Below are 12,817 nucleotides of genomic sequence, written 5' to 3'. Positions count from 1 at the left end.
ATCACTGAAAGTGAGATGATCTTGGCTTTATGTTTTGATCCGTAATCCGTAAAGTCTCCTAGCTTTTCTCCTTTTTCCCTTGCTGATTCTTCCTTGCTCGCCCGCCCTTGTCAAGGGTTTTCAATCGCTTCGCGACGGAAGCGCCCCTTTCAGGTTCATCGGCGAGCAAGGGCTTCTGCGAATAGGGAAAAGGGAATCCCCCTCTTTGCACGTGAGGCTGTGCCTCCTTCGATGCCGGATGCTTTCATCGCTCTTATATCCCTAAGCCCTCTTCGTGCTTGGTGCATGGGGTTCGTACGCGATGTATTCGCTAGATATGGGAGTGCGCCTTGAACCACTCCGTTCCTCATTTCTTTGATCTTTTGAACGGATCTCGAAATGTTCTTTGGCATGAGATTTCGGCTCTGTTCGATCTGATGGATTTCGCCGATCCCTGTTTCCCTTTCTCCTGGAATCCGCCCGGTGGTCTTAAGGGAGAGGAGAGCTTGGATCATGGCGTTTACGCCGGGGATACTCCAGCTGTATCCTCCACTTTTGATCCTCCGCGCGAATAACCGCATGGTCGCTTCCGATCCTCCCATGGGTTGGTAGGTTGACGTCTTTTTGCCTAGGGCTTTGAGAAGGTTCCGGTAGTTTCGATGGTATTTCCCGTTGTTTTGGATGTAGGTCACAAAACGTTCCCCATTTTTGTTTTGCTTTGCTGTCGGTGTGCCCTACGGTTAGATTCTCTATGATTTGGACGATCTTTTCTCCTTCTTAGGCCAAAAAGGCTTCCCGTGCCTGTTTATACGCTTCCGGATGGTCCTTTATTAGGTTTTCTTTGAGTTCTTGGGCAAGATAAAAGCGATCAATGACGAAGATCACGTTCCGAAAATGGTTCTCATATTCTTTAATCCATTCGGCTCCATCTCCACCCACAATCCACCAGGTCTTCTCATCGACGTCATCGTGTTGAAGGATGAATTCTCCAAATCCTTCCCAAAAATCTCCCCTTCATGCCGGTAATAATGCTTATCCTGAAGCTCATACCCGATCTCCTCTTTTTTCCCACCCCCGGTGCACAAGTGCCATTCGATGTTCTTTCGACTTCCGTTTTGATTGTTGGATCGAGGTATAGATCCCATCCACTTCGATAAACAGCACTTCCGCCTTCGGTTTGGTTTCTTCTTTCATAGGAGCTTCTTCTTGGGGGGGCGATTCCTCGTTCGATCAGCTTTTGCCGTTTGGTTCGTGAGAAAGATCGGCTTCCCAAACCATTCTTTGAGGAGATTTGCCGCTTTACGGTAGGAGGTTCCTTCCGCTGTGAGATATATCGCCCATTCGTCCCGGTGGAGACTGATCGGTTCTCTCTCTTCTATGCTTAAGTATTGGTTGAGAAGATAGACGATTTGTCCGGTTTTTCGATCGTCGTATAACCGCCTTTGAAACGTGACTTCTCCAAACAGGGTTTGTGGTCTTTAAGCCGATACCGATTTTTGTCCCGAAGTTCCATGATCTTTTCGTCCATCAGTATGAAGAAAGTCGACGAATTCTTCAACAAAGATGTTGCTTAAAAGGGAAAAAAAGATTTGTTCAAGCTCTTTGAATGTGGGAATCTTCATGTTAGAATCATTCATGAGGATCTCTTCTCCTTTCATTGGAGTTTCGTCACTTTCAATGATACAAGGAAAGAGATCCTCTTTCTATATTTTTTGGGATTTTGCCCACAAATATCAATGTTTCATTCCCCATAGGGCGAACAATTCCTAAAGCTCTCCTCCCGTTAAAAATACAAAAAGATGGGCTGTCGCCCATCACAATATGATTTGCCAGAACTTTGCCCATCGAAATGCCCTTCCCTTCTTCTAGCCTTCAGGGCTCGTAATGGTGGTGGTCAGGTAAATTCTTCTTCCCTCCCTCCCCGATTGTAAAATCGATTCCATGGCATCCAGGACATGGAGCATTAATTTCCCGTTTGCCGGGTGATTCGTACCTGAGCGGATCGCTTTTGCCATTTTTTCTAATCCGATTCCCCGGGCGTTATGAACAGGACCTCCGGTGAGGGGCATCTCCCGAAACCCTTCATTTCCCAGGGAAAAGAGGAAAACGGGGCCGCCGAACGTGTTCGGATCCGGAACGCGAAGCGTTCCCTCACTCCCGTAGATCTCCATATGGGGCAGACCGTGCTCCCACACATCAAAACTGGTGATCAGCGTCGCCATGGCTCCTGAATGGAACTCAAGATTGGCGGCAATATGTGTCGGCGTGTCCACGCGAATAAGGTTTCCATCATGCGGGGAGCTGGTAATCAGCCGTTCCGGGAAACTGATCTGTGTGGATGCCATGACACTGCGGATGGGTCCCAGGAGGTGAATAAAAGCTGTTAAATAATAAGGTCCCATATCAAAGAGGGGACCCGCCCCTTCTTTATAAAAAAAATCGGGTTCCGGATGCCAGCTCTCCGGTCCATGTCCCATCATAAAGGCGACAGCGGCTACGGGACGACCGATCCACCCCTCATGAATCAACTTCCGGGACGTTTGAAGTCCGGCCCCTAAGAAGGTATCCGGTGCCCCGCCTAGATAAAGTCCTTCTTTTTCCGCCAGCTGAAGAAGTTTCATTCCCTCTTCCTTCCGCAAGGAGAGCGGCTTTTCAACATAGACATGCTTTTTCGCTTGGAGGCAAGCTTTGGAAACTTCACCATGGGCCTTCGGGACCGTCAGATTGAGAACCACTTCCACCTCCTGATCCATGATGAGCTCTTCAGGGGAGAGGACCTTGACTCCCGGTTCTTCCTTCGCCTTTTCCATCGCCTTCCGAGAGTCAAGGTCTGCCAAGGCTACCAACTGCAGTTCAGGGGATTTTCGGATATTTTCAATGTAAATTCCGCTAATGTTCCCACAACCGATGATTCCAACTTTGACTTGATCCATCCATAAAAACTCCTTAAATCTTAAATAGGAAGACTCATTTTATCGATCGAATCCAATCCTCCGGATTCATTTACGAAAATAATAAGGTTCTCCGGTCTTCGCCGAGGCATAAATCGCTTCCAGAATTTCCGTCACTACGAGGGCTTCTTCCGGCTTTACCACAGGCTCTTTATCCTCTCGGATGCTCTCGATCCACAGTCTCGCCTCCAGATCCGATGCGCTTTCCTCTCTTCCATCATAGAAGTCTACTCCAGAAGCCCCTAGGTTTACTTCAGTGGTATAAAGTTTTCCGAATTCCTCCCCGTTTATCCTTAGCCCATGATCCATATCGGCTCCTGCTTTCGTTCCGGCGAGGGTGCATTTCGCTTCCCCTGTCTGCAGCGTGTTTAATGCCCAACTTGATTCCAGAAAGATGGTGGCCCCGTTTTCCATGACGACAAAACCAAAAGCAGAGTCTTCCACGGTAAATTTCTTCGGATCCCATGGCCCCCAGGCATTGGCCGCATTCTCTTTTGAGCCAAGCTTGTGATAGGCGGTGCCGAGAGCGATCTTCGGTCTGTAATTGTTCATCATCCAGAGAGTAAGATCCAGGGCATGAGTGCCGATGTCGATCAACGGTCCCCCGCCTTGCTGCTCTTCGTCCAGAAATACTCCCCAAGTGGGCACGGCACGGCGGCGGATCGCGTGAGCCTTGGCGAAATAGATCTCTCCTAAATCCCCCCGTTCGCAAACCTGGTGGAGATAAAGGCTGTCCGGCCGAAACCGATTCTGATAGCCGATCGTCAATTTCTTCCCTGTCCGCTTCGCCGCCTCGATCATTTTCCTCGCTTCTGCAGAGGTTTTCGCCATCGGTTTTTCACACATGACATGCTTTCCCGATTCTAGAGCAGCTACGGTAATCTCCGCATGGGAGGCATTTGGGGTGCAAACATGGACCACATCGAGGGGCTCTTTCAAAAGCTCCCGGTAATCGGTGAAAACCTTTGCCCCCTCTGCGCCAAATTCTTCGGCCGCCTTTTTCGCCCTCTCCTCCACCAGATCACAAAAAGCAACCATCTCTACCTCATTGATTTTTTTTAGGGAAGGCATATGTTTACCAAAAGCGATTCCTCCGCATCCGATGATTCCTACACGCAATTTCCCCATCGATCAACTCTCCCTTTCATTTAATGATCACACTAACAATATCCCTGCCGACAACCGCTATATTACACCCACCACGCATTGGGAAGGCTTTCCTTCATGATCAGTGAATTTAGGTTGTTTACCGCCTTCTGAAATCCCTCTTCAACGGACATGAGAGCATCTTCATGTTCAATGCTAATCACGTAATCATAGCCGAACAACCGAAGAGCGCTTAATAGGTCCGCCCAGGTCTTCAGATCATGGCCATACCCTACGGTGCGAAAATACCACGCCCTCTCCCTCAGGTTTCCGTAAGAGCCCATATCGGTCAGACCGTAAAGGTTCACTTTCTCCGGATCAATGTAAGTATCTTTCGCATGGAAATGGTGGATCGCCCCTTCCTTACCCAAAATTTTTACGGCTGCAACCGGATCAATGCCCTGCCACCACATGTGGGAGGGATCAAGATTGGCCCCGATCACCTCCCCGACCGCTTCCCGTAATTTCAGGAGCGTATAGGGGGTATGAACGAGAAAGCCACCATGCAATTCCAATCCGATTTTTACATGATGTTCAGCGGCAAAAGAGGCCATTTCCTTCCAGTAGGGGATGAGTTTCTCGTTCCACTGCCACTCCAGGACTTCCCGGTATTCGTTCGGCCATGGGGCAACCGGCCAATTCGGATACTTCGCCCCATCATGATCTCCGGGGGTTCCGGAGAAGGCGTTCACCACCGGAACTTCCAGCTGTTCGGCCAGTAAAATTCCCTTGCGCAATACCTCATGGGAATACTTCGCAAAAGAGGAATCCGGAGTAAGGGGATTTCCATGGACGCTGATGGCGCTAACCATCAGTCCCCTCTTCTCTATAGCATTCCTAAAAGAACGAAGTTTTTCAGGATTTTCCAACAGCTCATCAGGATTGCAGTGGGCGTTACCGGGATACCCTCCTGCTCCAATTTCTACCGCCTCTACGCCGGCGTCTTTTACATAATCCAGCATCTCTTCAAAAGGCTTTTGGGAAAAAAGAACAGTAAAAACACCTAACTTCATCTTTCTTCTCCTCCTATGATTTCTATTTATCCCCCTGACCGGAAGGCTTCCCGATTTCTTTTTTTCGTTCGCGCAATCAGGCACCAGATCGAACCCTGGCGCTTCTTCGCCACGACCTTATTTTGCCGTTAACCCCAAGGACTTCAGGTATTGAATACTCATCTCCACACTTTGTAGAGGAGGTCGCTTGCATAAATCCTGTTCCACAATGTAGTGCCTTACCCCATACTCCAACGCTTTGGCAAAAATCGAGGGATAATCCATGATTCCGTGACCAACTTCCGCAAAGCTTTTTTCCTCATCTGGAGCCATGTCTTTAATATGTAAGAGATGCAGGCGGCTTTTATATCTCTCCATCAATTCCAGAGGATCTGCTTCCCCTTTTTTCACCCAATAAAGGTCCAACTCCGCCTGTAGGGAAGATGCATCCGCCTCTTCAAAAAGGCGGTCCAATATGCGCTTTCCCTCCTCTTCCTTCATCTCGTGGGCATGGTTGTGATAGGCGAACATCAGGCCATGCTCACGGCACTTTTCGGCGATCTGCTTTAGCGCAAGAGCGACCTTCCGGCGCTCTTCTTTTGTTTCCAGCTGTTCTGGAGCAAGATAAGGACATACCAAATAGGAAATTCCCAATTCCTTCGCATAAAGGATTTCCTCTTCCAAGTTCTCATTCAAACGTGAAAATCCCACATGAGAGGAGATGGCCGTCAGTCCAATTTCCCTTAAACCTTCCTTCAACTCTTTTGCCGAGAGCCCATAATACCCCGCCATCTCTACCGTCTCATAACCCATCTCGGAAACCCGGTTCAGCGTCCCCCAAAAGTCTTGTTGCAGTTCATTGCGTAAGGTATAAAGCTGAAGACCGATCGGAATTCTTTTCTCCATTTCCAGCATCCCATCCTCTACGTTCGATTTGTATCCCGGGATAAATGTACACGCGTTCATTTACCACCTCCATTATTATAGAAACAGCTTTCATTGTCAATTCTTTTTTTGATCGGGCGTTTAAAAAAAAAAGCCCCCACTCAACGATAAAGTGGGGAAGTCGATTCTTTTCCCTTGCTGGGGATCCTTCTCCGGTTAATGAAACTCCACATTAATTCTCCTGCGCGTTGTCGCATCCTTTTCCTTCGCCATTCGCACCTCCAAAACCCCGTTGCGATAAGAAGCTTTTATTCCTTCTTGCTTTACGGGGGAGGGAAGGGGGACAGAACGCTGAAATCGTCCATAAAACCGTTCCTTCCGATGAAATTGATCCTCTGCCGCTTCCGCTTCCTTCTCAATGGTAGCACTCATGGTAAGAATATCCCGGTCCAGGTCAAGCTGTATATCTTCTTTCCTTTCTACTCCAGGAATATCGGCTCGCACTACCACTTCATCCTCTGTCTCATAAACATCAACCCGGACATTTCCAAAATAATCGGTGTCCGAAAACCAGGGGATGTTCCACGGCAGCTGGAAAAAGCGGCCCATTTCCCTCCTGATCTGGGAGAGATGACGAAATGGTTCATAAGGCATCATCGACATGAAAAAACCTCCTTAAGCGATTTCAACTGGCTCCTTCTTTAGTTTGCCGAAGATGCGGAGGATTATGCATAAAGGGTATCCCCCCATTCAAATTCTTTGATCATTTCTTCCTCCCATCTTCTCCGTTCTCTCTCATTCCATCCGTTCCATTCGGTTAGTCTTTCCGAAACGAAGGGAAAGATCTCTCGACATAAAGAGCGGTTGAAGAAGAGGAGCCCTGTGCGACGGATGAGAAAATCGGCAGGGGTATAGACGAATTCTTTCTCCCAGGTGTAACGAAGTTCCGCTAAAAGATCAGAAGAAATCCCTTCGTCCTTACCCACATCCGAATCAGGCAGAGGATGATTGGTCTCGTTTTTCTCTATGAGCCTCTCCTCTTCTCGGTCTGAAGCCTGATTCAACTTCCTTATCAGGGCGTAAATCTCCCCCACATTCGTTCCGTAACGGGAAAAGAGCTCCCTGGCCCGTTTCTCCGTAAGCTCAAATTCCTCTATTCCTCTTCGAATCATCTCTTTCTCTTTTTCCTCAAACCGTTCCACTCCTCCCTCACTGCCGCTTAGTGGGAGATATTCGGTTCTGCAAGGGGTGCATCTTTTCTCCTTCCCCATGCCCAATTGGGCGCAGACCAGATCCACCGTCCGTTCCGCCATCTTCCGAAAAGCCGTTAACTTTCCTCCTGCGATGGTGATCAATCCGGATGGGGAGAGGAAGATTTCATCCTTGCGGGAGATTTCCGAGACGCCCTTTCCCTCCTCATGGATGAGGGGACGGATTCCTGCCCAGCCTGATTCGACTTGACTCGGAGCAAGGGAAAGGGAGGGAAAGAGATGACGAATAGCCCTCAGCAAATAATCCCGGTCCTCCGATTCCACGCGTACCTCTTCCAAAGATCCCTTATAATCCGTATCCGTTGTCCCTACATACGTTTTTCCATCCCGGGGAATGGCAAAAACCATCCGGCCGTCGGGGGTGTCGAAATAGATCGAATGCGCTAAGGGGAAATCCTTTTGATCGATCACCAGATGAACCCCTTTGGTCCAATGAATCCTCTTGTCATCCAGGGAGTGATCCATCCGCCGCAGAAAATCAACCCAAGGTCCTGTAGCGTTTACAACTGCTTTTGCATTTAGAGCCATGCTCTCTCCAGTCCGTTTATCCAACAGGTGCGCTCCCTTTACTCTTCCTGCCCCGTCGTAGAGAAGATCGATCACTTCGGTATAGTTCATGGCGAGGGCACCATGGGCCACGGCCGATTTGATCACTTCCATGGTGAGGCGGGCATCATCCGTCCGGTATTCGATATAAAGTGCTCCCCCCATCACTTTCTCGGGATCGAGCAGGGGGACAAGGGACAAGGTTTCCTCTCTGGAGAGCATCCTTCGGCGTTCGTTCCTTTTAACCCCTGCCAAACGGTCATACAGCCAGATGCCAAAAGAGGCGGTAAGGCGGTTTAGCTTTCCTCCTCGAATCAGGGGAAGGAGCATTTTTTCGGGATGGACCAAGTGGGGGCAGTTCCGGTAAAGAATTGCCCGTTCTCTGCCTACCTCCTTTACCAAACCAAATTCAAACTGCTCCAGATAGCGAAGCCCACCATGAATCAATTTCGTAGAGCGACTGCTTGTGCCGGAGGCAAAATCCCCTTTTTCTACCAATACGGCTCGCAGTCCTCGGTTCACCGCATCCCACAGAATCCCCGCACCGGTAATCCCTCCTCCGATCACAAGAAGGTCAAACTCCCCCTTTAATTGGTCAATAAACCCTTGATCCGGCTTTAGATCCGCCATTCCATTCCACCCTTTTGCAAATTCTTTTCATTTCTCATCGTCATTGGGCTGTTTCCACTCATACAAAGGAGAGCGTTGCTTCAATCGCCTTTTTCCACCCTTGATAGAGTCTTTCTCTATCCTCCTCCGCCATTTTCGGAAGAAACTTGCGGTCCATTGCCCACCTTTCCTCAATCTCCGCCTCATCCTTCCAAAATCCAACAGCCAGCCCGGCAAGGTAGGCTGCACCCAGGGCCGTAGTCTCCAACACCTTAGGTTGGATAACCTCAACCCCCAACAGGTCGGCCTGAAATTGCATGAGAAACCGGTTGGCGGCCGCGCCCCCGTCCACCCGGAGAGAGTGTAAATGGAGACCCGCATCTTGTTCCATGGCCAAAAGGACATCTTTTGTCTGATATGCAAGCGATTCCAACGTAGCCCGCACCAAGTGAGCCCTGTCTGTCCCGCGGGTTAAACCAAAGACGGCCCCCCGTGCCCCACTGACCCAATAGGGGGCCCCTAATCCGACAAAAGCCGGAACGACGTAAACTCCTCCGCTGGAAGGAACGGAGTAGGCGATCGCTTCCGTCTCATCGGATCGCCCAAACAGCCTGAGCCCGTCACGAAGCCACTGAATCGCCGCTCCGGCAACAAAGATACTCCCCTCCAGGGCATAATGGGGTCGTCCTCCCTCGGATCGGCTGGCGGCCAGGGTGGTAATAAGCCCATGCTGAGATAAAACCGCATGCTCGCCGGTATTCATCAGCATGAAGCAGCCGGTTCCGTAGGTATTCTTCGCCATCCCAGGTCGAAAACAGGCTTGACCGAAAAGGGCCGCCTGCTGGTCTCCTGCATTGCCGGCAATAGGAATCTCTTCTCCAAAGAGTGAGGCATCCGTAACCCCATAGATGTGACTGGAAGGATAAACCTCCGGCAGTAGGGTAGGAGGAATTTCCAAGATCTCTAATAATTCCTCATCCCAACGAAGCTCTCTGATGTTGTACATCAACGTGCGGGAGGCATTCGTGTAATCGGTGGCATGTACTCTCCCTCCCGTCAGCTTCCAGATGAGCCATGTGTCGACGGTGCCAAAGAGGAGATCCCCCTGCTCCGCCCTCTTGTTCATCTCCGGATATCGGCGCAATAACCAGGTTACTTTTGTCCCGGAAAAGTAAGGGTCTAGGAGGAGGCCTGTTTTCTCCTTCACCCTATCCTCATATCCCCTCTCCTTTAGCTCCTTGCAGATCTCTTCCGACTGCCTGCTCTGCCACACGATGGCCCGATGAACGGGATTCCCCCGTTCCTTCTCCCAAAGAAGGGAGGTCTCCCGTTGGTTGGTAATCCCAATGGCTGCCACCTCAGACGGGAGGATCTGATTCTCCTGTAACACCTTTTTGATCATCCGGACTGCGCTCTCCCAGATTTCAAGGCCATCATGCTCTACCCAACCTGGTTTCGGATAATGCTGCGCCAATTCCTCCTGGGCGGTGCCCATCATTTCCCCATCCTGATTAAAAAGAATCGCCCGGGTGCTGGTGGTTCCTTGATCCAGGGCAATCACCACTTTTTTCCTCACTCTTCACCCTCCCCCTGCTCTCACGCATCTCGTTAACCTTCCAAATCTTTATGAGACATCTCCCCTTCCTCAACGGGAAGAGGAGGAAAAAAGCATCGCTTCATGGAGGAAAGGGGAGGGCTCTCCCACGTAGAATAGATGGAGCTCATGCAGAGCTCTCATGCAGCCGGTGTAAAGGAGATTCCGCTCCAATTCCCGGTGATATCTCTCCTTGGAGACATCATAAAAGATGACCGCATCAAATTCCACCCCTTTGGCCAAGTAAATGGGAAGCAGGAGGAGGCCACGCCGCAAGGTTCTCGTATCTCGGCGGATCCGCTGCAAAGTGACCCATTCGGAAAGGCGCATCTCTGCCTCGTCGCACTCCTTTTCCGTCTTACAGAGGATCGCGATGGACCCAACTCCTTTCTTTTGCAGTTCGGTTACGCTGGAGGAGATTCTCTCAGCCAGCTCTCCCCTCGTCTCCACCCGAATCAGGCGGGGATGTTCTCCACTACGTTCAAAAGGTTCGATCTCTTTTCCCTCTCCCAAAATTCTCCGGGAAAATTCCACAATCTCCTTTGTAGAACGATAGCTTTTCGTCATGGAAAAACGTTCTACATCTTTCTCATTTTCTTCGATCCACCTCAGATTCTCCGGGGCCATGATGGAGGTATGGAGGCTCATGGTTTGGTACACATCCCCCAGAATCGTAAAGGAGGCCCGGGGGAAAATCTGCTTTAACCAGCGGAAATGAAAGGGGGAGTAATCCTGGGCTTCATCGATCACCACATGGCGAATCGAAAGATAGGTGCGGAAACCTTCCACCCATTCTTTTAAAAGGAGGAGAGGAGGCGCATCTTCAAATGGCCATTCTTCATTTCGTTCCAATCTCCCCAGGGTATCCCTCCGAATAGCGCCGATCTCCGCCGGTAATAGTATTCCCCTAGATGCCTCTTCCCAAATGGAATCGTCGGCAAATAGTTGTCGATATAACCCGGGGAGATCCACTATGCGCCGTTCCTTTATCCTCCTTCGATATTTCTTCAAATGTCTTTTGACCACCAAACGCTTTAAGAAGGCTTCTTCTTCCTTAAAATCATCAAAGGTATGCCGCTTTTTATGGGTACGGAGAAAATACCGATGCGCTTTATGATATTCCTCCGTGCTGAGGAGTTGCACTTCCTCCTCCACCCACGCTTCCTTCAGCATCTCCTCCTCTTTCTTGTCCAACTCCGCCAATGCCCATTCCGATAAGAGCTCCATCCGCTTGCTTATGTTTAAACGGCTTTCCATTTGATAAAATTGCTCTCGAAGCTCTTCCCCGGAAATGAGGTTCTCCCCACGGAATTTAAGGTCCTTGAAGATCATCCCTTTCCACTTCAACAGGTTGGCATACTGGGTCAGTATCTGATAGAAATCATGGGTTCCCTTAAAGCGTATCCCGATATGCCGTAGGTATACCCCTTCTTTTCCGGCATGTGTGGGTTGACCTTCCAGAAGCTCTTCCAATTGGGTAAATGGATGCTCTAAAAGAACCGTCTTCCCCAAACGGCTTTCCATATATTCAAAAAGTGTTGTCTGCAACATATTGGCCTCTCCAAGTTCCGGCAAAACCTTGGAGACATACTGCTTAAAAAGGGGATTGGGAGAGAAAAGAAGCATATTTTCGGAACTCAGGATATTCCGGTATTTGTAGAGAAGGTATGCAATGCGCTGAAGGGCTACGGAGGTTTTCCCGCTCCCGGCTACTCCTTGAACCAAAAGGACGCGTCGATTGTCATTCCGTATGATGCGATTTTGCTCCCTTTGGATCGAGGCAACGATGGAGTGCATAACGGGTTCCGCTTGTTTTCCCAATACTTCTTTTAAAATTTCATCCCCAATGGTTACTCCGGTATCAAACATATATTGTAATTTTCCGCCCTTGATCTCATACTGACGTTTTTTTGTGAGCTCTCCTTCAATCACGCCACCCGGTGCCTCATAGCTTGCTCTTCCTGGGATATGGTCATAAAAAAGAGAAGAAATAGGAGCACGCCAATCGTAAACCAGAAATTCGCCGGTCTCTTCATCCAGAAAGGAAGATGTTCCGATATAGATCTTCTCTTCTTCATTGATCACGGCATCCTTAAAATCAACTCGTCCAAAATAGGGAGAATGGGCCAGCTTTTTTAGCCGCTCTAAAGCAAGAAAAGCCTCTTTCACCTTTTTTTCTTCTTCTGCGACGACGAGGGATTGTTGGGAGATATCTGCATAGCTCTCAAAGAGCTCATCCGGGTTCTCAATATTTACAGAGAGATCTTCCCAAAACTCTTCCTGCATTGTAACCACTTTACCTTTTTCTTCCCCGGTAGCTTCCCGCAATTCCTGAATACGTCTTTTGATCTTCCCTACAACTTCCTCTACCCTTTTCTCTTCTTCCAAACGTTCACGTTCATCTATCGCCATTCCGTTTTCTCCTTTAATTCAGATACCTAAGATTCTTGTTATTCCTTATTCTAAACAATTTGCAGTGGAAAGAACAGACTAGAAAATTTTACTATTTTATGGTATACTATCCTCATGGCTTATGAACAGAAAAAGAAGATCCTATTCATAGCAAAAAAGACCACCCTTTTGAAAGGTGGTCTTTCTTTTTGCCTGGCAACGTCCTACTCTCCCAGGGGGTCGCCCCCCAAGTACCCTCGGCGCTGAAGAGCTTAACTTCCGTGTTCGGGATGGAAACGGGTGTGTCCTCTTCGCCATCGTCACCAGACTTCTCTCTTTCGCCTTTCGGCTTCTTTCGGGAACTTTCCGTTCCCTCAAAACCGGATCAGGAAAAAGCGAAGATCGCTTCTCTATGGTTAAGGGGTCGACCGATTCGTATCCGTCAGCTCCATG

Annotated in this window: 10 protein-coding genes, 1 rRNA gene and 2 pseudogenes; all 13 read right to left on the bottom strand. The window is 49.3% G+C overall.

The genetic code is table 11. The features are described 5' to 3' along the window. Positions 1–155: 155 nt before the first annotated feature. Positions 156–686 (bottom strand): annotated as a pseudogene (locus THEAE_RS23650) (UPF0236 family transposase-like protein); the annotation flags it as partial. 70 nt (positions 687–756) lie between these two features. Continuing rightward, a pseudogene (locus THEAE_RS23645) lies at positions 757–1,179 on the bottom strand (UPF0236 family transposase-like protein); the annotation flags it as partial. After that, positions 1,170–1,445, bottom strand: a complete 276-nt coding sequence (locus tag THEAE_RS23785) for a UPF0236 family transposase-like protein (RefSeq protein WP_084213625.1) — start codon at positions 1,443–1,445, stop codon at positions 1,170–1,172. The pseudogene THEAE_RS23645 and the gene THEAE_RS23785, both read right to left, overlap by 10 nt. Positions 1,446–1,653: 208 nt before the next feature. Beyond that, positions 1,654–1,824 carry a hypothetical protein gene (locus THEAE_RS22780; protein ID WP_156920516.1) on the bottom strand — a complete coding sequence of 57 codons (171 nt, stop codon included), beginning with the start codon at positions 1,822–1,824 and terminating at the stop codon, positions 1,654–1,656. Between the two features lie 20 nt (positions 1,825–1,844). Continuing rightward, positions 1,845–2,912 carry a Gfo/Idh/MocA family protein gene (locus THEAE_RS19565; RefSeq protein ID WP_039944168.1) on the bottom strand — a complete coding sequence of 356 codons (1,068 nt, stop codon included), beginning with the start codon at positions 2,910–2,912 and terminating at the stop codon, positions 1,845–1,847. Between the two features lie 66 nt (positions 2,913–2,978). Beyond that, complete coding sequence (locus tag THEAE_RS0100880; RefSeq protein ID WP_028986227.1) at positions 2,979–4,058, bottom strand: Gfo/Idh/MocA family protein; 1,080 nt, start codon at positions 4,056–4,058, stop codon at positions 2,979–2,981. A 62-nt stretch (positions 4,059–4,120) separates the two neighbouring features. After that, the gene (locus tag THEAE_RS0100875; RefSeq protein WP_005587241.1) at positions 4,121–5,089 is read right to left on the bottom strand and encodes a sugar phosphate isomerase/epimerase family protein; all 969 of its coding nucleotides are present in this window, start codon (positions 5,087–5,089) and stop codon (positions 4,121–4,123) included. Positions 5,090–5,206: 117 nt separating this feature from the next. Then, a complete protein-coding gene (locus THEAE_RS0100870) occupies positions 5,207–6,034 on the bottom strand; it encodes a sugar phosphate isomerase/epimerase family protein (protein WP_052329662.1) in 828 nt (275 codons plus the stop codon). A 135-nt stretch (positions 6,035–6,169) separates the two neighbouring features. Continuing rightward, the gene (locus tag THEAE_RS0100865) at positions 6,170–6,616 is read right to left on the bottom strand and encodes an Hsp20/alpha crystallin family protein (RefSeq protein WP_005587239.1); all 447 of its coding nucleotides are present in this window, start codon (positions 6,614–6,616) and stop codon (positions 6,170–6,172) included. Between the two features lie 62 nt (positions 6,617–6,678). Further along, positions 6,679–8,400, bottom strand: a complete 1,722-nt coding sequence (locus THEAE_RS0100860; protein WP_028986225.1) for a glycerol-3-phosphate dehydrogenase/oxidase — start codon at positions 8,398–8,400, stop codon at positions 6,679–6,681. 58 nt (positions 8,401–8,458) lie between these two features. Continuing rightward, positions 8,459–9,955 (bottom strand): glycerol kinase GlpK, encoded by a 1,497-nt coding sequence (gene glpK, locus THEAE_RS0100855; protein ID WP_028986224.1) that lies wholly within the window; start codon positions 9,953–9,955, stop codon positions 8,459–8,461. Between the two features lie 69 nt (positions 9,956–10,024). Next, positions 10,025–12,385: an RNA polymerase recycling motor HelD gene (gene helD, locus THEAE_RS19560; RefSeq protein ID WP_039944165.1), complete on the bottom strand. Its 2,361-nt coding sequence runs from the start codon at positions 12,383–12,385 to the stop codon at positions 10,025–10,027. 190 nt (positions 12,386–12,575) lie between these two features. Next, positions 12,576–12,692, bottom strand: a 5S ribosomal RNA gene (rrf, locus tag THEAE_RS0100845). Positions 12,693–12,817 lie beyond the last annotated feature (125 nt).

Origin of the sequence: Thermicanus aegyptius DSM 12793 (genome assembly GCF_000510645.1) — a bacterium.
Taxonomy (GTDB): domain Bacteria; phylum Bacillota; class Bacilli; order Thermicanales; family Thermicanaceae; genus Thermicanus; species Thermicanus aegyptius.
Note: the sequence above shows the minus strand (reverse complement) of the source record. Positions and strands in the feature narration are given on the sequence as shown.

Coding starts and splice junctions, on each gene's coding strand:
- THEAE_RS22780 (WP_156920516.1), bottom strand. CDS start 1,824: ATGGGCAAAGTTCTGGCAAATCATATTGTGATGGGCGACAGCCCATCT.
- THEAE_RS19565 (WP_039944168.1), bottom strand. CDS start 2,912: ATGGATCAAGTCAAAGTTGGAATCATCGGTTGTGGGAACATTAGCGGA.
- THEAE_RS0100880 (WP_028986227.1), bottom strand. CDS start 4,058: ATGGGGAAATTGCGTGTAGGAATCATCGGATGCGGAGGAATCGCTTTT.
- THEAE_RS0100875 (WP_005587241.1), bottom strand. CDS start 5,089: ATGAAGTTAGGTGTTTTTACTGTTCTTTTTTCCCAAAAGCCTTTTGAA.
- THEAE_RS0100870 (WP_052329662.1), bottom strand. CDS start 6,034: ATGAACGCGTGTACATTTATCCCGGGATACAAATCGAACGTAGAGGAT.
- THEAE_RS0100865 (WP_005587239.1), bottom strand. CDS start 6,616: ATGTCGATGATGCCTTATGAACCATTTCGTCATCTCTCCCAGATCAGG.
- THEAE_RS0100860 (WP_028986225.1), bottom strand. CDS start 8,400: ATGGCGGATCTAAAGCCGGATCAAGGGTTTATTGACCAATTAAAGGGG.
- helD (WP_039944165.1), bottom strand. CDS start 12,385: ATGGCGATAGATGAACGTGAACGTTTGGAAGAAGAGAAAAGGGTAGAG.